The organism is Idiomarina sp. MD25a (assembly GCF_001870515.1).
Classification (GTDB): domain Bacteria; phylum Pseudomonadota; class Gammaproteobacteria; order Enterobacterales; family Alteromonadaceae; genus Idiomarina.
This window is the reverse complement of record NZ_MDGT01000002.1, coordinates 1-26,165: the sequence shown is the minus strand read 5'-3', so window position 1 is coordinate 26,165 and position 26,165 is coordinate 1. Positions and strand designations below refer to the sequence as shown.

Genomic DNA, 26,165 nt, shown 5'->3' with positions numbered 1-26,165 from the left:
GTTATTTATAAACTGGAAACTCGGCACATAACGTTTTGACATCGTTACGAACGCGATCAATCGTCTTTTCGTTATTAATGTCATCTAATACATCGCAAATCCAGTTAGCTACTTGCTCAGCTTCTGCTTCCTTAAAGCCGCGGCGCGTAATTGCAGGCGTACCTAGACGAAGGCCAGAAGTAACGAACGGCGAACGCGGGTCGTTCGGTACCGCATTTTTGTTGACCGTGATGTATGCTCGACCCAATGCGGCATCGGCATCTTTACCCGTGATGTCTTTGTCGATTAAATCAACGAGGAACAAATGGTTCTGCGTGCCATTCGATACGATTTTATAGCCACGTGCTTGCAGAGCCTTAACCATCGCATTAGCATTCTTTAGCACTTGTTCTTGATACGCTTTAAATTCAGGCTCAAGGGCTTCTTTAAACGCCACCGCTTTCGCTGCGATAACGTGCATCAATGGACCACCTTGATTACCTGGGAATACCGCACTGTTTAATTTCTTATGCAGTTTCTCATCATCTTTGCCAGACAAAATCAGACCACTACGCGGACCTGCAAGGGTTTTGTGAGTTGTCGTTGTCACTACGTCGGCGTATGGAATTGGACTTGGGTAAACGCCTGCAGCAACCAAACCGGCTACGTGCGCCATATCAACTAACAAATAAGCGCCCACTTCGTCAGCAATTTGTCTAAAACGCTGCCAGTCAACAATACCCGAGTATGCCGAGAAACCAGCAACGATAACCTTCGGCTGATGCTCTTTAGCTAACTCTTCAACTTGGTTGTAGTCGATTTCACCGGTTTCTTCTGAGATACCATATTGTACGGCATTATAGAGCTTGCCCGAAAAGTTAACTCCCGCACCGTGCGTCAAATGACCACCGTGTGCCAAGCTCATTCCCAGGAAGGTATCGCCGGCTTCCATAAGTGCCATGAATGCAGCGGTATTGGCTTGTGAACCTGAATGCGGTTGTACGTTGGCATATTTAGCACCAAACAATTCTTTAGCGCGAGCAATCGCGAGGTCCTCGACCACATCCACATATTCACAACCACCATAGTAACGCTTATGAGGGTAACCCTCGGCGTATTTATTGGTTAACTGTGAGCCTTGTGCCTCTAGCACACGTGGGCTGGTATAGTTTTCTGAAGCAATCAGCTCAATGTGTTGTTCTTGACGCTCAACTTCCTGACTCATTGCTTGCCATAACTCCGCGTCAAACGCGGCAATTGTCTGATCTTTTTTCTGCATCTCGGACATCCATCAATTTCATTAGCCAAATTATGACGTGCAGTTTACCGCAAAATACCCCAAACTGCCTAGCAAACCGTCACACGCCGTTAAGAAAAAATTCGGCAACAAATTTGGGCATTTACTGCATTTACCAGTAAACTAGGTCCTATTTTCAATCCAACAGTAGGAATGTTCGTCGCTATGGCGCAATATATCTATTCAATGTCGCGGGTGAGCAAAGTTGTTCCACCCAAAAAAACTATCTTAAAAGATATCTCATTGTCGTTTTTCCCAGGCGCTAAGATCGGTGTTTTAGGTCTTAACGGTGCCGGTAAATCGACCTTGCTTCGCATTATGGCAGGTGTTGATACTGAATATGAGGGAGAAGCGCGTCCCTTAGCAGGAATTAACATTGGCTACCTCCCGCAGGAGCCACAGCTCGATGAAGAAAAGACCGTTAAAGAAACTGTGGAAGAAGCCGTCGCTGACGTTAAAGAGGCTTTTACTCGCTTAGATGAAGTCTATGCGGCCTACGCCGATGAGAATGCTGATTTTGATGCGTTGGCAAAAGAACAAGCTCAACTCGAGGCGCTGATTCAGGCGAAAGATGGTCACAACATCGAAAATATCCTTGACCGCGCCGCTGATGCACTGCGTTTGCCACAGTGGGACGCTAAAATCGGTAACCTATCAGGCGGTGAACGTCGCCGTGTTGCTATTTGTCGTCTGTTACTTTCCAAGCCCGACATGTTGCTGCTCGATGAGCCTACCAACCACTTGGATGCAGAGTCAGTCGCATGGCTAGAGCGCTTCTTACATGATTACACAGGCACCGTCGTTGCTATTACCCACGACCGTTATTTCTTAGACAACGTAGCAGGCTGGATCCTTGAGCTTGACCGTGGTTATGGTATTCCATGGGAAGGCAACTACTCTTCTTGGTTGGAGCAAAAAGAGAAGCGTCTTGCACAAGAAGAACGTCAAGAGAAAGCTCGTCAACGCACCATCAAACAAGAACTTGAGTGGGTACGTACTAATCCGAAAGGTCGTCAGGCGAAAAGCAAAGCGCGTATGGCTCGCTTTGAAGAATTACAAAGTAGCGACTATCAAAAACGTAATGAAACCAATGAACTATTTATTCCACCAGGTCCGCGCTTGGGTGATAAGGTCATTGAGGTTAACGGGATTAGCAAAGCCTACGAAGGGCGCCAGCTTATTGATAACTTGAGCTTTAGTGTCCCTAAAGGTGCTATCGTCGGTATCATTGGTCCGAACGGCGCGGGTAAATCCACCTTATTCCGTATGATCAGTGGCCAAGAACAGCCCGACAGTGGTTCAATTGAACTCGGTGACACCGTTGAATTGGCGAGCGTTGATCAGTTCCGCGACAGTATGGATGATAGCAAAACCGTATTCCAAGAAATTACCGATGGTAACGATATCCTGCGTATTGGTAACTTTGAAGTTCAAGGGCGTGCATACGTCGGCCGCTTTAACTTCAAAGGCACCGACCAACAAAAACGTATCGGTGAGCTGTCGGGCGGTGAACGCAACCGGGTACACCTTGCGAAACTACTTAAGGCTGGGGGCAACGTCTTATTGTTAGACGAACCGACCAACGACCTCGACGTTGAAACCTTACGGGCACTTGAAGAAGCCATCCTCGAGTTCCCAGGTTCAGCTTTGGTTATCTCGCACGACCGTTGGTTCTTAGACCGTATCGCCACCCATATTCTTGATTATCGTGATGAAGCTGAAGTGGTCTTCTACGAAGGTAACTACAGCGATTACGAAGCTTATATGAAAGAGAAGTTTGGCGAACAGGCAATGGAGCCACACCGCATTAAATATAAACCGATCGGTTAATCTTTTATTGCTTGCAACGGCGTTGGTATCCAGCCAACGCCGTTATCTCTACAAAACCACTCGGCTTGTACACCAAAACAGTGAGCCAAGTTTTTTTCAGTCAACACCTCAAACGGCTCCCCGCTTTGCACTAGTTCCCCGTTATGCATTAACAGTAACCTGTCACAAAATCGTGCGGCCAACGCCAGATCGTGAATAGCTGCCAACACAAGACCGTGGGTTCGTGCGTGATTACGTAACTGCTGCATAATGGTTAATTGATGCGCCACATCGAGACCACTGACAGGTTCGTCACAAATAAGCAATTGTGGCTCTGATAATGTTGCCCGAGCCAATAACGCTCGCTGTCGTTCACCTCCCGACACTTGTGAAACTCGACGTTCCTTGAGTTCGAGCAATTCATAGGTTTTTAAGTGCTCATTGAGCCGCGGCCGAGCGTATTGAGCTGCTAGATTTACCAGCTCATCGATACGAACATCCCACTCAGGCGTTTCAGTCTGCGGCAGATATCCCAAATATTGTTGTCGCTGACGATGCGACAAGCCCAACCAGTCCTGATGTTTGAATTTAATCTGACCTGTAAGGTGTGGCTCAACAGCAGCGATTCCGCGTAGCAGTGAACTTTTACCCGCGCCATTCGCGCCTATCACTCCGACTAACTGATTGCTGGCTAGCGCTAAGTTTATATGGCGTATGCGTGGGCGAGAAATCCCTGCTAAATATAAGTCGTTAAGCTCAAGCATCACGGGTGCGCTCTCGAACCAACAGTACAATGAGCAATGGCGCACCGACTAAAGCCGCAATCACCCCCACGGGTAACTCGCGCGCGGTGCTCATTAACTGTGCTATGGTGTCAAAACTGAGCAGTAAAAGAATTGCGGTAATGGGAGACAGCCACAACACATATTTCGGATGGTTAAAGCCTATCAATCGAACGGCATGAGGCGCTAACAGTCCAACAAATCCAATAACGCCAGCCGCCACGACAGAGGCGGTCGTTAGTAATGCCACAGCTAACAACATCAAATTGCGATACCGCGCCACATTGAACCCCATTGTCGCAACCGTTTCTTCGGATAAAGTTAGAGCGTATAAGAAGCGTCGACCTAGCCATACCAACGGAAGCGCTAACGCAACTCCCGGTAGCGCCAGCATCACTGAGTGCCAACTTTTATTTGCCAAGCTTCCCATATGCCAAAAAGCCCACTCTTGAAATGCAAACGGATTTGGAGCGAGGTATAGCAACAATCCCATTGCGGCACTACTCATTGTGGCTATCGCAACCCCCGCTAGAATCAATCGCGTAGGCGAAGCTCGCTGCCCGGCAAGCAACATCAGTAATGAGACCCCGAACAAACCACCAACTAACGCCAGTGCAGGTAACCCAAAGGAAAAGGCCGGCAACCAACCAAAGTAAAGACTTGCAATAGTCACTAAAGCAGCACACCCCGATACACCAGTGATGCCTGGTTCAGCCAGTGGATTTCGAAGTAATAGCTGCATTACTGCGCCAGCCAGCCCGAGTGCGATAGCAACCGACCAAGTTAGTACGGTCCTCGGAACTCGGATATCCCAGATGATATCGCTCTCAAGAGCGTTCGGCGCCCACCAATTGAGTGAGCTGCCTCCTACAGTAAGTTGTAAACCACTAAGTAAAATAGCGATACCGAGAAGGATGAGATAACACTGCCGCTGACTCAGGTTCATAACACTCCTTGAATGGCTTTTAAATAATTTTCAGCAAATACTACTGGGCATGACGAAAGCCGTGACGGAATTTGCTGAGTCGGTGTTGTCTTTAGCTCTTGTTGTAATAGCGGATGATAAAGCCATTCATTTGCCAATGCATAATTGGCATTGCTAAAACCTTCCAGCAAATAGCGATCAGGTTCCAGCCTTATCACATTCTCAAGCGTCAAAGAGACGAGATTGTTGCCAAAAGGAGCGGCTAAATTATTCCAGTGCATCGCAGTAATTAATTCGTCAGCCCAGCTCGCCGTTCCCCAACTAAATTGGTTAGGCATCAGTATAATGACATCCTGTGGAGTCTGATGCGCGCGCCTCATTGCTTGCTCTAACTGCTGTTTGTGAGCGCGCGCATGAGGCGCTAACTGAGCATATTGACTCAGTTGATCGACCCATTCATGATATCGCGCCAAACTGCTGGGCTGCGGTAATACCTCGACTTCAGTATACTGACGTAACAGCCGAATCAATTTTGGATTATTGTACTCTGTTGCAAACACGCGATCAGGCTGTAAACGTAAGATGCTCTCTAAACGTCCAAAGTGGGCACGATGTTTCGGAGTAATTAATGCCTCATCCAGCCCCGTAATCCCAACCACCTGCTCGGGTGCCCAGTCAGTTAGCAAATAATCGAGACATTGATTTAAACTGACCCAACGAGAAGAAGCCTCGGCCGAGACCGAGAATATGACAAAAAGGCATACGGCAAGCCCTTTAAATCGCATCGAGCGCTTCCTGCAGGTTCTTAACGGGTGTGACTTGCATTCCCGCGATTGCCTGCTTAGGTGCATTACCATGCGGTACAATCGCGCGCTTGAAGCCATGTTTGGCTGCTTCATTGAGGCGTTCCTGGCCATTCGGCACTGGTCGTATTTCACCAGCTAAACCAACTTCACCCAGGATAATTAACTCGCGAGCTAAAGGCTCACCTTTAAAGCTCGATACGATGGCGAGCATAAGCGCCAAGTCGGCCGACGTCTCAGACACTTTTACCCCACCCACCACGTTAACAAACACATCTTGGTCAGAGACATGCAGTCCGCCGTGACGATGTAATACGGCCAACAGCAAGGCCAGCCGGGTGGCTTCCAAACCAACTGCAACGCGGCGCGGGTTTGCTAGTGCGGAGTAATCTACGAGTGCTTGAATCTCTACTAACAGAGGTCGAGTCCCTTCCCAAATGACCGTCACCACCGAGCCATTACCCTGCTCCTCGCCCCGCTGTAGGAAAATGGCTGACGGATTAGAAACTTCTTTTAACCCACTGCCTGTCATGGCAAAGACCCCTAGCTCATTCACCGCGCCGAAGCGGTTTTTAGTTCCTCGTAACGTACGGTAACGACTATCCGACGACCCGTCTAAAATTACCGAGCAGTCAATACAGTGCTCTAAAACCTTAGGCCCCGCTAGCGAACCATCCTTGGTGACATGCCCGACCATAATGATGGCAACGCCTTTTTGTTTCGCATAGCGCGTGAGAAAAGCGGCGGACTCTCGCACCTGCGATACACTCCCGGGTGCTGAAGCAATGTCATCTAAATGCATCACCTGTATCGAATCGATAACCATCAACTGCGGTTTTTCCTGATCGGCGAGCTGACAAATGGTTTCGACCGAGGTTTCGGCGAGCATACGCAACTTATCCATGGGCAAACCGAGCCGCTTTGCGCGCATCGCAACTTGCTGCAACGACTCTTCGCCTGTCACATATAGCGCTTTCATACTCCCAGCAAGGCGACACAGCGTTTGCAATAATAGGGTACTCTTACCAGCGCCTGGGGAGCCCCCGATTAATATAGCAGAGCCGGGTACCACACCACCGCCAAGTACTCGATCGAATTCTTTAAAGGTTGAGCTAAAACGTGGCACCTCCTCGAGAGAAACTTCGTTTAATGTGGTGACCTTGGCTTGCGTAATCCCCGCGAATCCGCTGCGCGCGGCCGGAGTACTTGCTTTACTCGCTCCTAAACGCACCTCAGATACCGTATTCCACGCCTTACATTCGCTGCATTGCCCTACCCATCGTGGAAAGTCGGCACCGCAATCCGTGCATACATACGCTGTTTTTGTCTTTGCCATGTCACTGCTCTCGTTCTATGATGCTGTCAGTTAAGCTCATCATTATAAATATAATCGAGAAGAATGCCGAACTTACAATTAACACCGCTGATCGACCAACTCAAACTTGTTGCTCTTGATGACGATTTTGAAAAACACTTTAGCTCGCTAACTGCCACTCTTGACGGTCCGAGCAAGTTTAAAGTGCGTTCAGAGGTGCGGCGTTTAACAAGCCCTTGTGCTCGCACACTCGATTTAAGAAAACGTGTCGACGGAGAATGCGTGAGGTTTGAGCACCGTGGGCGGGTTCACTACCTGGACGATGTTGCGCGCGATATCTTTGAGCGTGGACTTAAGGAGTACAACGGTGTTTTTACCCAAGATACTTACGAACGTATCATGCAGGCGGAAAATAACTACCGTGTGATGTATGAGCAACAAAAAGCTGAGCAAATAGGAACAGCCTCATCCTCGGCGAGCAGCGATACAGAGACAGAGTTTGAACAATTTAAACTCGGCTTTTACCCCTACCGCGACGAAGAGCGGATGAATTACACCGTTGAAGTCCAAGTCGAACCTTTTGGTGAGCAACCCTGTCGAGCCGTGACCAATAACATTTCGCAAGGGGGGCTCAGAGTTCGCGTGGATCGCACGCAGATGCCTATATCTAATGGACAGCGCGTAAAAGTTTACTTTACCGGCTTTGCAAAAGAGTTCACGCTCGACCCCAGTGTGCCGATTCACTACATTATCACCGAAGTGCTAAGCGCCAATAAGCGCACTTACATTTCACTCAAGCGCGCAGAGGATGATAAAAATACAGAGTTTGATGCCTTCATTTCGCGCTTTATCAGTGGTTACAAACGGCGCTATAAGGTCAACACCGATAACACTGAAATCGCTTTAGTTAATAAAGCGCACGAACAGTTTTATCTACCTCGTATGAGTCGCCTGACATTGTTCCTTAAAGCCCATACGCGCGAGCTAATTTGTAAGTATGTGCTTACTACTGAAAATAACGAAGATGCGCTCGCGCACTGGTACACAGAAACCAATGAACTGGCTATTGGTGCACTTCTGAACAAACGCCGTAGCCAGTTTATGATAAATAAATTACAACGAAACGAGTCCTGCGAACTGACGATCCTGACGTTTAATATTACGGCAAAGGGAAAGGTTTACTTCTATTCCGCCTTGGTGGAGGAGTTAGAAAAGAACGACTTATGGGATACGTTTACCGCTTTCGCAGCTCAAAAATCTTCCTTTCAGGCGTTTCGGATTAGCCTCTCATCGGTAAAACCTGAAAGTGCCTGGCGCCCACAGGCAGTTCCCCAGCACATCAATTTACCCGCGCGCGAGCAGCCTTTTTCCGCCGACATTCAACAAGCGTTAGCTGCTGTTGATTATGTAGCAACACTCGATAACGTCACTGATATGGTTCGACCGCTATGTGGGCAAGATTACGATAAAGATGAATTAAGTAAGCTACGCGCATTTGTTCACCCTCCCTCTCTGCCCCAACGGTCGCAGGCAATTAAGTTGGAATTCGTCGATTTACGAAACGAACAACGATACCATTTGCGCAGTCGCTGTCGCGTAAGAAGTGGCTCTATTATCCGCGATGGCATGGTACTCGACATTTCTAATCAAGGTTTACGTGTGCAAGTGGACGAGCCGATTCCGGGTGAAAATCGGTCAGAAATGCGTGTCAGCTTTACTCAGTTAAAGCAGCATTACAAAAACGAGCCGCTCACTGACATTCAATATCAGATCGTTAATGCGGATGACTCGCATACAACCTTTAACCTTAAATTAGACGAAGACGGTTCTTCACAAGCTACGGCTCACTTCCTAACTCGTTTTATTCAGGAAAAACGGGCTCAGTTACCTAGAATATATGAAAATACCTCTTTGAAGGGGTTCGAACTAGGGCTTCGTAATTTGTACTGTGATGCAGCGAGCGCTGTGCCATTATTTTTCTATCAATCGAAGCGCCAGCAGCACTATCTCGGACGCGTAGGGATTCCGCCCCACGTAACAGATTGGAGCCGACTACTACAATTGTCATCTAAAGTACTGCCGAAAGGACAGTTAACCGAGTTACTTAACCATAGCGACATATTCGAACAATGGATGTCGTGGTTAACGCGCGTCGATCGCAGTGAGTCACCGCACAAAAATCTACTCATTTTTCAACTCGGTTGGGATGAAGCACACCGACGCACGATTGAAATGACCCACTTTGATTTGGAAAAGTTGTCATTAGACGATGTTGAGCATTGCGTTACCCAAGCATTACTAAATGACACCATCATCGCTGTCAATGTCGAGCTTAGTCGTACGGGGCGGCCCGATAGGCAATTCGTTGAGGCAGAAATGCAATACTTAGCCGCTTATGCCCAGTACAAAGTTGATCGAGTTGAACAGCAGTTAGATAGTGTCTTCGGCGTCGCTGATAGTTACAGCGTAACATCGTTGATAATGCAGAGCTTACAACTATCTGAGTCGTTGCGGGAGACAGCCGTTAAACGCCTACAAGAGTGGCTACCGGCATAAGTTCAACAGCGATCTTCCAGTTCGTTAATAATCAGTGCCAAATCGGGTTGCGAGACACTGATATCTGCCACTTGTTGCAGCACGGGTTTGGCACAGAAAGCAATACCGATATCCGCAGCTTGTAACATCCATTGGTCATTAGCACCGTCACCCACGGCGACAACCGGCGCATTAACGGGTAGTTGCCGCCTCAAATCCTGGAGTACTTGTGCTTTCTTGTGTCCATCGACAATTGTCCCCGATACCTTCCCCGTCAACTTACCATTGTGCATTTCAAGCTCGTTAGCCACGTGCATATCTAAGCCAAGCTGTTCTGCAACGCGCCCAGTAAACCAGCTAAAACCACCCGATACTACTACGCAATACCAGTGCCTCGACTTACAATAATCAATCAGAGCCTGAGCTCCCTGAGTCAGCGGAATGGGAGTAAACAACTTATTAAACAGCGAAACATCGATACCCTCTAACAGCGCTACACGCTGTGTAAGACTGGCGGCGAAATCAATTTCGCCACGCATGGCCTGCTCAGTTATCGCAGCCACCGCATCACGCTGCCCTAGCAAGTTCGCAATTTCATCGATACACTCAATTGAAATCAAGGTTGAGTCCATATCAAAGACAATCAACCCAGAATGGTTTAGCATAGAGTTTCCTTAAATGGCTGGAATAGGTATCCACGAGTGAAGCATAACGCACTGCCAAAACACACGCTAAGTGAGCTAATGGGCCGTTTTCCTGCGGCTAAGTTGCAACGCTTAACTCGGCTCGCGTTTAAAAGACTGCTGCGCTTTCTCGCTGCTGCCGCGCTATTAGTATTGATGTACAGTATTTGGAATATTGCCACGAACCAAGCGCAACAACAACTTGAACGGAATACGCGACAACAGTTGAACTTTGTTCTTGAGCAGACGGCATCTGCGGCTCAAGTATTTATTGCCAACGGCAATCAAGAGGGTTTGCGTCAACTTGCAACATCGCTTGAAAATCGCCCCTCCGTATTAAGTGTGGTGCTAAAAAGCCCTACGGGCGTAAACGAACTCGCCATCGGTGACTCTTATTCAGTCATTGATTACCCAGCCCGCCAACCCGAACCTTGGATCTTTATTCAACCCATCGGTGATACCTCCCTCAACCAAGGCTATTTACAAGTCATGTTCGACAAGCAGCAGGTACTCAAATCAAGTCAGCAAGCGTTGGTTAACTTGACCGCTCAGGGAAAAACTTTACTCTTACTGGCGCTAATGACGGGAGGAATGATAGTACTTGGATTTAATCGCATCCGCGATAGGCGCTGGGTTAAGAAGCAACGCAAAAAGTATTTTAGTTGAACAATGCTAGACTATTTTGCCAGAGCACCGAAGACAGTTCATTCGGTGACTCTTGCAATAACTCAGCTAGACTATCGAGTATCAGTTTGACTCGCTGAGGCTCATTACGTTGACCTTGGTAACCGCAGACTGGCATATCAGGCGCGTCCGTTTCTAATACTAAATGCTCAACGCCTATGCGAGTGATGGCATCACGCGTTTTCTTTGCTCTTAAGTAAGTGATAGTACCGCCTACACCGAGCTTGAAACCTTGCTCTACCCACGCATTTGCTTGCTCGTAACTGCCCGAAAATGCATGCACTACACCACGTTCAATGCCCGCGTTCCGCACGGCTTTTAAAAGCTCATCTAAGGTCTTGCGATGATGTAAAATAACCGGCAATTGATAATCGGTCGCTAAACCGAGTTGCTTATTAAGCAGCGAGAGTTGAAGCTCGGGCTTCGCACAGGTGGCATCTAAACCAATCTCACCTATCGCTTTGCACTGTGATTGTGCGATTCCCGACAGCGACTCGAAGCAGTCCGCCAAAGTTTTAATATGCTCGACTTCATGTTGTTCGATGAAGTAAGGATGTAAGCCCAGCGAAAACCGAAACTCAGCAGAAAACTGCTGGCACACATCGATGAGTTTTGGCCATTGTTGCGCAGCCACACCGAGCAACATAAAGCGCTCGACACCCTTCGCTTGAGCAGCCGCAACGACCTCTTCACGGTCATTATCAAAAGCAGCGAAATCCAAGTGACAATGGGTGTCGTAAAGAGGCATAACGGTTAGTGTTCACGCGTGTGGCTAAAGGTGATATCAGGGTGGCGCTCTTCCGCTAAACTCAAGTTCACCATGGTCGGTGCGATGTAAGTTAGATTATCGCCGCCATCAAGCGCCAAGTTAGCTTCGGCTTTACGGCGAAACTCATCTACTTTGCGTTCATCACCAGACACCCAGCGAGCGGTGGCAACATTGATGTTTTCATACATTGCATCCACTTTATATTCGGTTTTGAGTCTGTGTACCACGACGTCAAACTGCAGTACGCCCACAGCCCCTACAATCAAATCGTTACTGATCAATGGACGAAATACCTGCACGGCACCTTCTTCTGATAACTGTACAAGCCCCTTTAATAACTGCTTCTGCTTGAGTGGATCTTTTAATCGGATACGGCGGAATAGCTCTGGAGCAAAGTTAGGAATACCACTAAACTTAAAGTCAGAACCACTGGTGAACGTATCGCCAATCTGGATCGTGCCATGGTTATGCAAGCCAATGATATCGCCGGGGTAAGCCTCCTCAACATGTGCACGGTCCCCCGCTAAAAACGTCAAAGCATCACTAATACGCACGTCTTTTCCCGTCCGTACTTGCTTCATTTTCATGCCTTTTTCGTATTTACCGGACACAATTCTCAAAAACGCCACCCGATCTCGGTGACGCGGATCCATGTTAGCTTGTATCTTAAAGACAAAACCAGAAAAGCCAGCATTTTCTGCAGCAACGGCTTCGCCTTCATCGGTCTCGCGTGGTTGAGGTTTTGGCGCCCATTCGACCAAGCCATCTAGCATGTGGTCGACGCCAAAGTTACCCAATGCAGTACCAAAAAATACCGGAGTCAACTCGCCCGCTAGGAACATTTCTTTATCAAACGGGTTCGACGCACCATTCACTAACTCAATTTGCTCGCGTAACTCTTCTGCCCATACACCTATGCGCTTGTCGAGCTCTGGATTATCAAGGCCTTTAATAATATCGACATCTTGAATCATATGGCCTTGGCCGGTTTTATAAAGGATCGTCTCGTCACGTAACAAATGATAAACACCTTTGAAGTTTTTACCGGAACCGATCGGCCACGTGATAGGCGCACACATAATTTTTAAAACATCTTCGACCTCATCCAATAACTCCAAAGGATCTCGTATGTCACGGTCGAGTTTGTTCATGAACGTAATGATTGGTGTATCGCGTAACCGCGTCACTTCCATTAATTTGATCGTACGATCCTCAACACCCTTAGCGCCATCGATCACCATAAGACACGAATCTACGGCTGTAAGTGTACGATAGGTATCTTCAGAGAAGTCTTCGTGCCCAGGTGTATCTAACAAGTTGACCAGCGAAGAGTGATACGGGAACTGCATAACCGAGGTGGTAACAGAGATACCTCGCTCCTGTTCCATTTCCATCCAGTCAGATTTGGCGTGCTGACCCGATTTTTTACCTTTAACAGTGCCCGCTTTTTGAATCTGTTGACCATGCAAAAGCACTTTTTCGGTGATGGTGGTTTTACCAGCATCCGGGTGGGAAATTATGGCAAAGGTACGACGCTTATCTACCTCTTGCTTAATTTGTTTCGCGACACTCACATCTGACATTTAACTTTCTCGCATATCGGCCGATTTAAAGGGAGTATTTTCGCTGATTTACGCGCTAGAAACAATGCCGACAGGCGACTCAGAGTTTACAGTTTTTTCACTAGGCCAAGACAAATGTCTTAGTGAGGCTCTCAATCGCCTATTATATAATTTGAAAAGTCATTCCAATAAAAGTGAAACGCCCATGAGATTCAATATTCGAGCTAAAGTATTTATTTTGGCACTCGTACCGCCGGCATTAATAGCCATCTTTCTTACTTGGTTTAACTTTCAGCAATCGAATAACATCGGTGACGCCGCTGTTGAGCAGTTTACCGAGCAGATGCAGAAAGATGCGCGCAACTCTCTAGCGAATTACCTAGCCTTAGCACGTTCATCGATCCAACACTTAGTTGACGACCCATCGCTGGGTTCTCTAGCTGAACGGCAAGCGCGTGCGAAACAAATCATCGAACAACTGCGCTTTGATGACTCTGGTGACCTGGGCTACCTTTTTGTTTATGACTCAGATGGTATTAATGTGGCACATGGCGTTAATCAAGGCCTCAATGGGCGTGACCTTTATGACTTTCAAGATCCCAATGGCGTCTATCTGATCAGAGATTTAATCAAAGCGGCAAAGAACGGCGGTGGTTACGTCGCTTATGATTGGCAAAATAACAACAAACGTGTCGCACCCAAGCTTGGCTATGCGGAATACATAGAAGCTTGGGACTGGGTGATCGGAACAGGATTTTGGGTTGAAGGTTTACAGCAACGCGCAGCAGCACTCGAAAGCAATGTACAAAACTCTATAGCAGAGGCGCTTTGGCAAACCTTATTAGCTAGCATTATTGCGCTATTAATTACTGCTTTTATCGCCCTGACCGTAGTGCGTAGCATCACTCGCCCACTTGCAAAAGCATTGGCGGCGATGGATGAAATAGCCACTGGTGATGGTGACTTAACTCGCCGCTTGGCGACTGATAGCCATGATGAACTCGCTGATTTAGGGGCTGCTTTTAATCGTTTCGGTGATCAAGTATCTGATTTAATAATACGCGTACGCGAGTCGGCATCCATGGTAAATGAGTCGACGCAACAATTATCAGGTGTGCTTCAGCAAGCTCAAGACGGTGTTGGCGAACAACAGTTAGAGAGCGAACAGGTGGCGACCGCTATTAATGAGCTCGCGGCGGCCTCTCAGCAAGTTGCGGCAAGCGCATCTGAAGCGTCCGGGGCCGCTGAAAACGCCGAAAAGCTCGTTTACGATGCCTCAGGCCTGTTAAAGCAGGCTGTTAGCGTGATTCATGGATTAGCGGATAAAGTCGAGCGCGGTAGTCATTCGGTGGATAACCTCGCAAATCAATCGGCTCAGATTGGAGGCGTGCTTGATGTCATTCGCTCCATTGCTGATCAAACCAATTTATTGGCGCTCAACGCCGCTATCGAATCTGCTCGCGCAGGCGAAGCGGGAAGAGGCTTTGCAGTTGTCGCGGATGAAGTCAGAACACTGGCTAAACGCACTCAAGACAGCACGCATGAAATTGAGCAGATGATTGAACAGCTGCAATTAAGTAGTAATCAAGTGTCTGACGTTATGGGAGCGATAAGAGAAGGAAGCAGTCAAAGCGTTGAACGTGCGGGCGAAGTAGAACAGTCGCTAAAACAAGTGCTAGAAGCAGTGAACACTATTAACTCGCAGAACGCTCAAATTGCAACGGCGGCGGAAGAACAAACGTCAGTGTCACAAACGATCGATCAAAATATGTCCACTATCGTTGAAATCGCTGAGCGAACCGCGCAAGGTACGCGCGAGGCGGGCGATACCATGGGTGAACTGACTGATACCGCGCAACGTCTCGAACAGTTAGTCAAACGTTACAAAGTCGATTAATCAAACATGTTGATGCCACTCTCGGTGGCATCAACCGCTAACCAATGTGCTAAGGTTTGACCTAAATCAGCAAAGCTTTGCCGCTGGCCTAAACTGCCGCTCTTCAAGCGAGGACTGTAACAGAGTAAAGGTACAAACTCGCGAGTATGATCACTGCCAGGCCACGTTGGGTCGCAACCGTGATCCGCTGTCAGTACCAGTAAATCATCAGGTTGCATCGCCTGTATAAGCTCAGCTAACCGCTTATCAAAAGCTTCGAGCTCCTGAGCATACCCCTCAACGTTCCTACGATGGCCGTACAGCGTGTCAAAAGCGACTAGATTAGTAAAAATAAGGCATTTGTCCTGCTGTTTGGTTTGCATCAGTTCCAATGTTTTATCCACTAAATCTGATGTATCGCTGGCTTTATAACTTGCGCTGATCCCCCGACCGGCAAAAATATCACTGATTTTTCCGACTGCATGAACTTCACCTCCTCCGGCGATGACATGATCAAGCAGTGTCTTGCCATGCGGCGGTGTAGCGTAATCTCGACGATGACTGGTGCGCACGTAGCCCGCAGTACTATCGCCTACAAACGGGCGCGCAATAACTCGTCCAATGTTATATTCGTCGACTAAGTCGCGAGCAATTTCGCATACCTGATATAGGCGCTCTAACCCAAACGATTCTTCATGGGCCGCAATTTGAAATACTGAATCCGCCGATGTGTATACGATCGGCTGGTGAGAGCGCTGATGTTGCTCACCCCATTGCTCAATAATTTGTGTGCCTGAGGCATGGCAATTACCCAGCACACCACTCAGTTGAGCTCGCTCACATAATTGCTGCAACAACTTATCGGGGAAGCTGTTTTGTTTATCTAAAAAATAACCCCAATCGTAATGCACAGGGAGTCCCATCAATTCCCAATGCCCTGAAGGCGTGTCTTTACCCGAAGAACACTCCGCAGCCCAGCCATAAAGTCCTTTAACGGTAATATCGTCGAGATCCACAAGCTGTTTAGCGGTAGCTCCCTTGTGCGCATGCCAAAGTCCTAATTGAGCCATGTGCGGCACGTTGAGCGGCTGATTGTTGCGAGCTTGATGCTCAGCGATATGGCCCAAGGTGTCGGCACCCGCATCCCCAAAATCTGAGGCATCGGGGGCTTCTCCTAAACCAAAAGAGTCAAGTACCACAACAATAGCGCGTTTCATCCTAATTAACCTCGTTGGCTCGCATAGATAACCTCGTTAACTTGAGGTTTTTGTGTATCGATGTGAATAGCTTCATGCAGTTGCATTGCGGCATGCTGCCAGTCGCTCTCACTCGCAGCATGTATTACTGCCATCGGCTGCCCCGAATCAACGCTCATGCCTAATTCCAAAATGTCGGATATACCGACGCTGTAGTTCAACGTATCACTTGACGTTAAACGTCCTCCTCCGAGGCTAACCACAATATTACCTAGTTCCCGGGCATGTATCTGAGAAATATAGCCTTGCTTTTTAGCCAAAACGGGTTTAATCACCTCGGCTCGGGGTAGGTAATTATCCATTTTTTCGGCCAGATCCTGAGGACCTCCAAGCGCATATACCATACGTTGGAACAGCTCGAGCGCCGCACCTGAGTCTAGAGCCTCATCAATTTTTGCTCTGGCGGTATATTCATCAGGTGCAAGCCCACCCGCGAGCAGCGCTTCGACAGCCAGCGCAACGGTCACCTGATGCAGACGATTAGGTTGATATGCTCCGGACAAATAATTAATAGCGCTACGAACTTCTATCGCGTTGCCAGCACACGGCGCGAGTGGTTGGTTCATATCAGTAATAATAGCGCGTGTCGGTACACCTAATTGGGAGCCTACACGGACTAGAGTGTCGGCCATTGCTCTGGCTTTCTGCTCATTGTCCATGAAGGCGCCGTTACCTGCTTTTACATCAAGCACTAAACCATCCAACCCTTCGGCTAGCTTTTTCGATAAAATCGATGCCGTGATCAAAGGTAATGATTCAACAGTTGATGTAACGTCGCGGGTTGCATAGAAACGTTTATCGGCAGGCGCTAAGGAGCCTGTTTGACCGATAATGGCCACCCCAACATCACGAACCGTGTTTCTGAATACGTCATTAGAGGGATGTGTTTGGTAACCGGGGATAGAATCAAATTTATCGAGTGTGCCACCGGTGTGACCCAAGCCTCGTCCCGAAATCATAGGTACATAGCCGCCGCACGCAGCAATGATTGGACCGAGCATTAAACTGACGTTATCGCCCACACCACCGGTTGAGTGTTTGTCTAATACAGGACCATCCAACTGTAGCGATTGCCAATCAAGTACATCGCCCGAGTCACGCATGTAACGAGTAAGTAACATCGTCTCGGTGTCCGACATTCCGTTAAGATAAATAGCCATGGCCATGGCCGCAATTTGTGACTCACTCACCGTCTCATCGGTAATGCCTTTTATAAAAGCAGCGAGAGATGTTTCATCTAACTCGCCACCATCACGTTTGATGCGGATGATTTCTCGTGTAAGCGACATATATCTCTCCTAACGGCTCTCAATTAAGTCCTTTAATAAGCTACTCGCACCTAAGCGGAAATAACTGGGGGTAACGTAATCAGCACCTAAAATACGCTCAGCTAAATCGAAGTAGTCACACGCATCAGTTAACGTTCTAATGCCGCCCGCCGCTTTAAATCCGCAACGGGGATTGTTCTCTGCAATGACCGTCAACATCTGCTCGGCAGCTTCCAAGGTCGCATTGATCGGCACTTTACCTGTAGAGGTTTTAATGAAGTCCGCACCTTGCGCAATACTGAGCAGGCTTGCCAAGCGTATTTGTGCAGCCGTTTGCAACTCACCACTCTCTATAATGACCTTCAACAAAATATCAGTTCCGCAAGCGTCTTTAACCTGACTTACCAGTTGTTCGCATATTTTCTTATCCCCCGCCAACAACGCATGGTAAGGCAACACTACGTCAATTTCATCTGCTCCGGCTGCAATCGCACGCTGCGTTTCCTCAACAGCACGCATAACGTCCGTTCCGCCTTGTGGAAAGTTGGTGACCGTGGCAACCGGCACCGTCGACAAGCCTTGCGCTTGAAGCGCCCGTTTAGCTGTTGTTACGTGTTCTGGAAAGACACATATAGCAGCAACATGATGAGACTGATAGCTCGCTTTAGCACACAATGCCTCAATCATGTCAGGTGTGTCGTGGTTACCTAACGATGTTAAATCCATACACCTAAATGCTAACGCTGCCTGCTTGTTCATAGTAACCTCTTAAATTGATTCTCTTCGCATAACCAAAGCGCTCTCGCGCCCGGTGTCCGACGCGTAATAATTTGGTCGGCGCCCTACTGGTTTAAAACCTGCCTGTTGATAGACATGTATTGCCGGTGCATTCGACTCTCTTACTTCTAAAAACATCAGTGCATTGTGCTTATCAGCATAATCCAAAATATGGCGTAATAAACACTGACCCAGTCCCCGCCCCTGAAAGTCAGGATCGATTGCGATGTTATGTAAAGTCAGTTCATCGGCGATTAACTGGGTATTGGCAAACCCTACGATATGGTCATCAACCTTCAAAGCCCACCAAAGCGTGCCGATACTCGGAGGTTGAAAAAAAACCACTTCCGACCAGGGGTACGCATGAGCTCGGCGCTCAATATCAAATAAAACCGGACATGGCTTAGTCTGAAAAACGTCTATTTTTGACATTGCTGAATTGTAAGCCAAAGTGCTTTTTTTGCTGAAGGCGTATTAATCTGGGGATTCACTTCATCGACAGAAATAACCGAATCCGCTTGAATCGGGGGTTTTATCGCGGTCGGGCGCGTATCAAACAGTAAAACCAGATCTTGCAACCATTGCGGCAGTTGCACAGGTAGGGGCTTTGACGACTTTAAATACAGCGGACCCACTCGATACCAATATGCCGCTTCTTCACTCGATACTTGAGCTTGCTGTGATTTGAGGGTCCAGCGCGGGATGCCCATTTCATCAAGCACACGTGATTGTAATTTTGATAATTTCATCAGCATTTGATCCGCATAATTTAGTATGCAGTTTAAAGCAGAGCGCTAAGATATGCCAGAATAAGAAAGGAAGCAGTGGCAGGGGCGGAGGGATTCGAACCCCCAACCGTCGGTTTTGGAGACCGCTGTTCTACCAATTGGAACTACGCCCCTACTGCTGTCGAGAATTATACTGACCTAATTGAATGTAGCAAGCACAAACTGCCTTTGTCCTGCTTGATCGCTGTTTATTTAACCAGCTGAAGAACCAAAGACCTGCTCAATGCTACTGTCGACCAGCCTTGTCACATTTGCTTCTGTTAATTGAAAAGCCGCCATTGCGGACGACTTGAATCGTTGCCAGTCTTGATCGCCGGCAATGCTTCGGGTCTGCTGGTCAATGCTATAACGTGCCAGTCTGTGGATAGCAATGATTTCAGCTATGGCCGATGATGAGCCGCCCACCCGTTCGGCCGCATCAACTTGATAGTAGAAGTAAAACATTTTCACCATGGTCGCGGGTAACCGCCAGTATTGCGCAAGTGCCGCGCTCGCTGTCGCGTGAGAAATCGCGAGAGAAGCTTCTTCTTGAGTCGCAATTTCACTCCATCCAATACGATTAGACTGTTTTATAAATTGTTCGTAGCCCTCGAAATTAAGGTAAAGCAGCGGCACGCCAGCGCCTTGAAAGAGACCGAATTGATACGCGTAATGCGCTAGGCGTTCGCGATTAAGCAATCGAGCAACAACTAAGCAAGCTTGCGCTGTCCATTCGTTATAGCGCCAATAGTCAGCAAGAAACCCATGACTAATTAGCGACGACTTTAACGAGGCCGCTCGGATCAACGGCATGAGTTGTTCAATACCTAGCATCATTACCGCTTGCTTTATTGAGTCTACTTTTTGAACGGGGCTAAATGCCGATGAATTCACGACGCTTAGAATCTGGCCAGAGAGGCCGATATCCTTGGTGATTAGTTCTGCCATAGTCTCAATATGAGGCTCATCGACTGTCATCTCTCTCTTCAACGCGGCTAACGTCTCAGAACGAGGTGGCAGTGTCATTTGCGTGAGTAATTTTTTTTGCTCAGATGTCAAAGCAACTGACATTAATAAATCTCCTCAACAAGAGTTTACTTTGCAGAGATCAACGTGCGATTATTTTTCGTAGTTAACCGCATGAAAAAGAACATTATGTCCACCCGCATTAAGAAACGTATAAAATATCTTCTCGCACTGTGTGCCATCTCGATTTGCGCTAGTCTGCAGGCAAAAGTTAACGTGGCTTTCGATGGTGTCGACGGCAAGTTGCTAGACAATATCAAAAGTTATGTGCAAATTGCCAACTTAAATCAAGACAAGGATTATCGACCATTTCAAATCCGTTTCTTTTTTAAACGCGCTGAAAATGAGATTCGCACAGCACTCGAACCATTTGGCTATTATAACGTAAAAATTAGCAGCCAACTCGACTCAACTGAAGAGGGCTGGCAGGCGCGCTACACTATAACACTCAACCAACCGGTGCGCTTAACTGATGTCCAATGGTTACTTAAAGGCGACGCTAAGCACGACAACGTTTTTCGCTCTGTGATAGAGAACTCGACACTCAAGCAAGGTCATGTGTTTGAGCATGCCCCTTATGAACAACTTAAAACACAGCTACTCAGCCTAGCGGCTCAACGTGGCTACCGCGATGCGGAATGGGAAAAGGCCAATGTACGAGTCGATACTGAGGCAAACACGGCCTCGATTAATGCTACTTTCAATAGTGGTGCGCGTTATCAATTCGGCGCTATAGACTTTAATGCTGAGTATATTAGTGAGGACTTACTTCAACGCTACCCACGCTTTGAAAAGTCAGATCCCTTTAACACGGGTAATTTAAGTGATTTACAGGTCAATCTCTCTGAAAGTGGCTACTTCGAAACCGTTCAGGTGAACGCGCTGTGGGATCAAGCCGAGCAAAACCAAGTTCCTATTCAAGTTGATACAACCCCCAACCAGCGCACTCATTATCGTTTTGGATTGGGTTATGGGACTGATACAGGAGCGCGCATTACCGCGGGCTATGACCGTCGTTGGATAAATTCCGAGGGTCATCAGTTTAAAAGTCAGTTGCAACTTTCACAATTTGAGAGTCGGTTAACAGCCTTATATCAAATCCCGGGGCCCCGCCCGCAAACTGACTCCTATCAATTTCGTACGCAACTTGCAGACAAAACGACAGACAGCCAAGAAAGTCAGCTAATAAAAATAGGAGCGGCGGAAATTCGCGCTTTTAAACATTGGCAATACGATGTCGGTGCCTATTGGCTCAACGAGGACTTTGAAATAGGTCAACAAAGTGGTAATGCTCAGCTTTTTGTTCCAACCATTGAGTGGCGGTACTTGTCAGCCGATGAGCGCGTTAATATCAGCCGCGGTTGGCGGGCCAACTTTAGTTTACAAACAGCTTCGAAAGACGTGTTCTCGGAGGCGAACTTAATTCGGGGTCGTTTCGAACTCAAGTCGGTTGTTCCGTTACTCGATAATTGGCGCCTACTTGCCCGTGCTGAAATAGGCGCCATGTACACCAATAGTTTCGAAGATATTCCTCCCTCATTGCGTTTCTTTGCAGGTGGTGATCAAAGCGTTCGTGGCTATGCATACGAACAGTTGGGTCCAGAGGATGGCTCTGGCGACGTGATCGGTGGTCGTTACCTCGCGGTCGCAAGCGCCGAAATTGATTACCGGTTCGCCGAAAACTGGCGAGTCGCAGCGTTTACCGATATCGGTAATGCCATGCTAGAACCTAACCAACCACTCAAGCAAAGTGTTGGTATTGGATTGCGTTGGATATCACCTATTGGTTCAGTTCGTATCGACTTAGCCCAAGCTATCGATGAACCTAATAACCCTTGGCGCATTCACTTAACCATTGGACCCGATCTATGACGCTTTATAAACGACTCGCAAAAGCCTTTTTGTACGGCTTTGTCGGCCTATGTCTAGCTCTGATTTTACCTCTTTATGCCGTATTGGGTACAGATGCGGGTAGTCAATGGCTGGTAACAAAAGTAAGTGAATACTTACCCCAACAAATCTCTTTTAGTCGTTATCAAGGTGCTTTACTGAATGATTTTCAATTTGACGACCTAAAGATCGATACGGATAGCTTTAGCCTGCATAGTCAAAACCTGTCAGTTCATTGGTCTCCGTTGGAACTCTTCGGTGGTACGGCACACATTGATGCAATAACCGTTACGGCCGCCGAAGCGTGGCTAAGAGCCAACGATGAACAAAGCAACAAAACTGCGGGTCCAACGCCATGGCCTGAAGTAAGGCTTCCGTTAGACTTAGTTTTAGCTCAGCTGAGCATAGATGATGTACTACTTCATTTACCTGGGCAGCCAGCGCAGTCATTTAGTGTGACGGGTGGCGTGGCACTCGAGAGGAATGGTCAGCTTGCTATTAATCAACTCGATATTACTCACAACTATGCGACGATGCAGCTAGATGCTCGCGTGGGACTAAACAGCAACAAATCCATTAGTGTTGAATCGAATATCTTTATACGAGTGCCTGATTATCCTAAAACACAGATCCTGCTCTCTGCCGGTGGCGATGCCCATCAGTTGCAAGGAACACTAACCACTCAAAAAGCCATTGAAAGCAAGACAAGATTTACCCTTGATGCGTTGCTGCAAGATCTAAGTTTTAAGTCAACCACGCAAATTGCGCAGTCGGAATTGCAACCATGGGTAAGCGCATTCTCCTTGTCAGGTATTGAAACCGGTAGTCTCAAAGGTGAGATTAAAGCCGAGGGAAATTTGACCAATATACAGGTAAATCCTGAGCTTGACTTGTTTGTCAATGAGCAGTTCACTCGTTTGAGTGGTGAGATAAAGTATATCGATAATCGAATCGAATTCGCTCCTCTGCAAGCGTCAATCGAGGGCTTAGTGAAAAGTAATGTTGAGATTGCTGGAACGGTAACGCTGTCAGCGGCGCCACAGTTCGACCTCAATGTAACAAGCTCAGAAGTTAACGCACAATCAATCAAAGCAGCCACGCTTTCAAATTTGAACATGCAGATTGTAGGGGCGCTAAATAATCTTAAGATAACGCCTAACTTTGTTATTGAACCCGTAAACCAAAATGCTATCGATATATCGGCTGAAATTGCACTCGCTGATAACCTACTCGATATTTCACGGCTCACAATGACACAAAATAGCAATCAGGTGCATGGTAAAGCCCGCGCGAATTTAGATAATCTCAGTCTGACAACTGATTTGCAGGGTCAATGGAAAAGTGAACCGATCAAGCTAGCTGCTGATGTTCGCTTTAAATCGCCTTACCTTTTCGTTGAACAGCTAGACTTAAATTGGCGCAATAATACCTTATCTGCCAGCGGTGACCTGCGTCCAGGCTCAGCGATCAACTTAACGCTCAATGCACCGGACCTGTCCGATCTCCCTGTCCCCAATATAAGTTTAGCCGGCAGTTTAAGCGGCGAAGGCGAGCTTTCAGGGTCAATCGATGCGCCAAGTCTAGCGATGAAAATTGAGTCAAAAAGTATTCAAATCGATGAAAGTGTTTTAGAAGATTTACTCTTGGACTTTTCCGGTGATTTATCAGAGCAGACAACTCAAATAAAATTAAGCTACCGCGATATCGACCTATCTATCAAAACAGCTACAGCCCTTACAGACAAACAGCTAACAGCACAGATTAAGCAACTTTCTATGGGGCAAGCCGACGTCGGACGTTTCCAACTTCGTGATCCCAGTGACCTTGTCTATAACGTGAGAGACCAGCGTCTTAATCTTGAAAAGTTATGTCTAACTCAACGGCAAGAGCTTATTTGTGTCGAAGCTACCACTAACGATCAGCAATTACAGGCTTCAGTCTCTATTACTGCCCTCCCACTCGCCTTGATCGAGCCTTTTATTCCATTAAGTGACTTGGTTATTGGCGGTACGCTATCGGGCGAGGTTGATACCAACGTTAACTTAGACAATGCAATTGAAATTGCATCTTTAACGGGTCAGTTTGGAGTTGATGAACTTCGTATTGAGCAAAACGAAGAGCATGTGGACTTTGATACAGCAAAGTTAACGTTAAATAAAGGCACTAACGATAAGTTGATTGCTGTAACACTCAACTTAAATAGTATCGATACAGGTGCGGACATAAATGCCGATTTAGGGGTCGCCGCGAATCTTAGCCAACCTTCCATTGAGGGTAAGATAACAGCCGATTTAGATGACTTGAGTATTATTCAAACCTTTACCAATCAAGTCGCACAAATTGATGGCTCATTAAATGCACAAGCAACGCTTAGTACGCGCAACCAACAACTACTGGTAACGCCTAATGCCACCGTTAAAATTGCCAACGCGCTAATTAGTCGTACTGGTACGTCTATCTCAGATACAGTGATTTCAGTCTCGGGGCGTCCTAGCTCTTCTGAGTTGAAGATCAAGGGTCAGGGCAACGTTGGCGACGGTCCGTTTGATCTTAATGGTGATTTCGACCTTAAAGACTTTACTGGCCAGCTTGGCCTAGCAGGCGACAGCTTGGTCGTAATGGACTCCCCCCGCATACGTTTAATAGCCTCACCCGACCTTAACTTAAATATCGGTGAAGACGTTATCCAGTTAACCGGCAAGGTAAATATACCTCATGCCAATATTACACCGCCCGATCTCTCGTCAACGGTCACACCTTCACCAGATGTCATCGTCGTCCAGCGTCAACAAGGTAATACACAAGCCCGCACAGTTAAAACGGATTTGAAGATAACCCTAGGTGACGATGTACGTGTAGATGCATATGGTTTCAAAGGACGTTTAGAAGGCGCTTTAAACGTCGTTCAAACAGGACAGTCTGTGCCTATTGGTAATGGCACGATTTCGGTGGCCAGTGGTGACTATGAAATTTATGGTCAGAAATTAACGATCGATCGTGGGCAGTTCATTTTTAACGGTGGACCTTTATCAAACCCAGCGTTGAACTTGCGAGTAACGCGTTCACTATCTGAAGTGACTGATGGTCCGAATTCTGTGGGTGCGCGCGTGCTCGGCACACTTAATCGACCCGAACTCGACCTTTTCTCGGACCCCACCATGCCTGATGCCAGTGTGCTTTCCTATCTATTATTCGGACGTGGTCCATCATCTAATAGTGAAAGCCAAAATTTGGAGTTACAAGCCGCACTATTAGTGGGTGGTAAAACAACGGGTGCTTTAACCCAGTCCTTAAAAGAAACATTCAGTTTAGATGAGGTCGCCATCGACTCTGAAACGTCAGATGTAAATGACACATCGTTATATATCGGTAAATACATTTCCCCAAATTTGTACATTAAATATGGTATCGGACTCATAGAGTCGACCTCGAGCTTTTATCTTCGCTATCGTTTTACCGATAACCTGTGGTTCGAATCCACATCATCAACCGAAAGCCAAGGCGCCGACATCATATACAGCATCGAAAAGTAGCGTGCGCCTTGGGCGCACGAGGCGGTGTGGATTGTCGCGCACAATGCGCGACGTACGTGGCGCGGCCATACCATCATGCGGTCGTAGCGTGCGCATTCTGCGCACGGGGCGGTGTGGATTGTCGCGCACAATGCGCGACGTACGTGGCGCGGCCATACCATCGCGACCGTAGCGTGCGCCTTGGGCGCACGAGGCGGTGTGGGTTGTCGCGCAGGATGCGCGACGTACGCGGTGCGGTCATACCATCGCGGCCGTAGCGTGCGCCTTGGGCGCACGGGGCGATATGGATTGTCGCGCACAATGCGCGACGTACGTATTGCGGGCGCGACGTGCATCTGGCGAGCAGGCATAAAAAAATCCCCCGTGCTTGCGCACGAGGGATTGTTTATTTGAAGTCTGGCGGTGTCCTACTCTCACATGGGGAGACCCCACACTACCATCGGCGCTGGTATGTTTCACTTCTGGGTTCGGAATGGAGCCAGGTGGTGCCATACCGCTATGGCCGCCAGACATAAACTGTCACAACATGGATTCGGCTGATTGTACTGCCACTCTCTTATTCAAYTCGATAAAGCGTCTTACGTGCTCAACAAGCAAACACCTTGGGTGTTGTATGGTTAAGTCTCACG

At 47.7% G+C, this 26,165-nt stretch carries 20 protein-coding genes, 1 tRNA gene and 1 rRNA gene; 6 read left to right on the top strand and 16 right to left on the bottom strand.

The genetic code is table 11. The annotated features are described in order from the left end of the window. Position 1 precedes the first annotated feature (1 nt). Positions 2-1,258, bottom strand: coding sequence for a serine hydroxymethyltransferase (glyA, locus tag BFR57_RS01375; RefSeq protein WP_071462293.1), 1,257 nt, complete (start codon positions 1,256-1,258; stop codon positions 2-4). Positions 1,259-1,441: 183 nt separating this feature from the next. Between glyA and ettA the strand changes: the two genes are divergently transcribed. Beyond that, a complete protein-coding gene (ettA, locus tag BFR57_RS01370; protein ID WP_006956478.1) occupies positions 1,442-3,106 on the top strand; it encodes an energy-dependent translational throttle protein EttA in 1,665 nt (554 codons plus the stop codon). On the opposite strand, the gene BFR57_RS01365 is transcribed toward ettA, so the two are convergent. The 4 genes from BFR57_RS01365 to radA are packed head-to-tail and all read right to left on the bottom strand — an operon-like array spanning position 3,103 to position 6,931. Next, positions 3,103-3,849, bottom strand: coding sequence for an ABC transporter ATP-binding protein (locus tag BFR57_RS01365; protein WP_071462292.1), 747 nt, complete (start codon positions 3,847-3,849; stop codon positions 3,103-3,105). The genes ettA and BFR57_RS01365 overlap by 4 nt on opposite strands. After that, complete coding sequence (locus tag BFR57_RS01360) at positions 3,842-4,813, bottom strand: iron ABC transporter permease (protein ID WP_071462291.1); 972 nt, start codon at positions 4,811-4,813, stop codon at positions 3,842-3,844. The genes BFR57_RS01365 and BFR57_RS01360 overlap by 8 nt, the downstream gene beginning before the upstream one ends. After that, positions 4,810-5,577 (bottom strand): ABC transporter substrate-binding protein, encoded by a 768-nt coding sequence (locus BFR57_RS01355; RefSeq protein ID WP_071462290.1) that lies wholly within the window; start codon positions 5,575-5,577, stop codon positions 4,810-4,812. The genes BFR57_RS01360 and BFR57_RS01355 overlap by 4 nt, the downstream gene beginning before the upstream one ends. Further along, positions 5,567-6,931: a DNA repair protein RadA gene (gene radA / locus BFR57_RS01350; RefSeq protein WP_071462289.1), complete on the bottom strand. Its 1,365-nt coding sequence runs from the start codon at positions 6,929-6,931 to the stop codon at positions 5,567-5,569. The genes BFR57_RS01355 and radA overlap by 11 nt, the downstream gene beginning before the upstream one ends. A 63-nt stretch (positions 6,932-6,994) precedes the next feature. Between radA and BFR57_RS01345 the strand changes: the two genes are divergently transcribed. Further along, positions 6,995-9,466 (top strand): PilZ domain-containing protein, encoded by a 2,472-nt coding sequence (locus BFR57_RS01345; RefSeq protein ID WP_071462288.1) that lies wholly within the window; start codon positions 6,995-6,997, stop codon positions 9,464-9,466. A gap of 2 nt (positions 9,467-9,468) precedes the next feature. On the opposite strand, the gene serB is transcribed toward BFR57_RS01345, so the two are convergent. Further along, complete coding sequence (gene serB / locus BFR57_RS01340; RefSeq protein WP_071462287.1) at positions 9,469-10,110, bottom strand: phosphoserine phosphatase SerB; 642 nt, start codon at positions 10,108-10,110, stop codon at positions 9,469-9,471. Positions 10,111-10,146: 36 nt separating this feature from the next. Here serB and BFR57_RS01335 point away from each other — a divergent pair, with 36 nt between their 5' ends. Further along, a complete protein-coding gene (locus BFR57_RS01335; protein ID WP_071462286.1) occupies positions 10,147-10,794 on the top strand; it encodes a hypothetical protein in 648 nt (215 codons plus the stop codon). Here the strand turns inward: BFR57_RS01335 and BFR57_RS01330 are convergent. Further along, positions 10,787-11,560 (bottom strand): TatD family hydrolase, encoded by a 774-nt coding sequence (locus BFR57_RS01330; RefSeq protein ID WP_071462285.1) that lies wholly within the window; start codon positions 11,558-11,560, stop codon positions 10,787-10,789. The genes BFR57_RS01335 and BFR57_RS01330 overlap by 8 nt on opposite strands. A 5-nt stretch (positions 11,561-11,565) precedes the next feature. Next, positions 11,566-13,164 carry a peptide chain release factor 3 gene (prfC, locus tag BFR57_RS01325; RefSeq protein ID WP_071462284.1) on the bottom strand — a complete coding sequence of 533 codons (1,599 nt, stop codon included), beginning with the start codon at positions 13,162-13,164 and terminating at the stop codon, positions 11,566-11,568. 184 nt (positions 13,165-13,348) lie between these two features. Between prfC and BFR57_RS01320 the strand changes: the two genes are divergently transcribed. Beyond that, entirely contained in the window at positions 13,349-15,040 is a 1,692-nt protein-coding gene (locus BFR57_RS01320) for a methyl-accepting chemotaxis protein (protein WP_071462759.1), read from the top strand. Here the strand turns inward: BFR57_RS01320 and BFR57_RS01315 are convergent. The 7 genes from BFR57_RS01315 to BFR57_RS01285 all read right to left on the bottom strand — a co-directional run bounded on the left by BFR57_RS01315 (position 15,037) and on the right by BFR57_RS01285 (position 20,158). Further along, entirely contained in the window at positions 15,037-16,236 is a 1,200-nt protein-coding gene (locus BFR57_RS01315; protein ID WP_071462283.1) for a phosphopentomutase, read from the bottom strand. The genes BFR57_RS01320 and BFR57_RS01315 overlap by 4 nt on opposite strands. A gap of 5 nt (positions 16,237-16,241) precedes the next feature. After that, entirely contained in the window at positions 16,242-17,564 is a 1,323-nt protein-coding gene (deoA, locus tag BFR57_RS01310; RefSeq protein ID WP_071462282.1) for a thymidine phosphorylase, read from the bottom strand. A gap of 9 nt (positions 17,565-17,573) precedes the next feature. Next, positions 17,574-18,302, bottom strand: a complete 729-nt coding sequence (deoC, locus tag BFR57_RS01305; RefSeq protein ID WP_071462281.1) for a deoxyribose-phosphate aldolase — start codon at positions 18,300-18,302, stop codon at positions 17,574-17,576. Positions 18,303-18,311: 9 nt separating this feature from the next. Then, positions 18,312-18,752 carry a ribosomal protein S18-alanine N-acetyltransferase gene (gene rimI, locus BFR57_RS01300; protein ID WP_071462280.1) on the bottom strand — a complete coding sequence of 147 codons (441 nt, stop codon included), beginning with the start codon at positions 18,750-18,752 and terminating at the stop codon, positions 18,312-18,314. Next, positions 18,740-19,069, bottom strand: a complete 330-nt coding sequence (locus BFR57_RS01295) for a hypothetical protein (protein ID WP_143441030.1) — start codon at positions 19,067-19,069, stop codon at positions 18,740-18,742. The genes rimI and BFR57_RS01295 overlap by 13 nt, the downstream gene beginning before the upstream one ends. A 76-nt stretch (positions 19,070-19,145) precedes the next feature. After that, positions 19,146-19,222: transfer RNA gene (locus BFR57_RS01290), tRNA-Trp, on the bottom strand. A 78-nt stretch (positions 19,223-19,300) separates the two neighbouring features. Continuing rightward, positions 19,301-20,158: an HDOD domain-containing protein gene (locus BFR57_RS01285; RefSeq protein WP_071462278.1), complete on the bottom strand. Its 858-nt coding sequence runs from the start codon at positions 20,156-20,158 to the stop codon at positions 19,301-19,303. 69 nt (positions 20,159-20,227) lie between these two features. On the opposite strand from BFR57_RS01285, the gene BFR57_RS01280 reads away from it, so the two are divergent. Together BFR57_RS01280 and BFR57_RS01275 are read left to right on the top strand one after the other, a co-directional pair. Next, positions 20,228-21,985 carry an autotransporter assembly complex family protein gene (locus tag BFR57_RS01280; protein WP_083404986.1) on the top strand — a complete coding sequence of 586 codons (1,758 nt, stop codon included), beginning with the start codon at positions 20,228-20,230 and terminating at the stop codon, positions 21,983-21,985. After that, positions 21,982-25,536, top strand: coding sequence for a translocation/assembly module TamB domain-containing protein (locus BFR57_RS01275; protein WP_071462277.1), 3,555 nt, complete (start codon positions 21,982-21,984; stop codon positions 25,534-25,536). The genes BFR57_RS01280 and BFR57_RS01275 overlap by 4 nt, the downstream gene beginning before the upstream one ends. A 394-nt stretch (positions 25,537-25,930) precedes the next feature. Here BFR57_RS01275 and rrf read toward each other — a convergent pair. Then, positions 25,931-26,046, bottom strand: a 5S ribosomal RNA gene (gene rrf, locus BFR57_RS01270). Positions 26,047-26,165 lie beyond the last annotated feature (119 nt).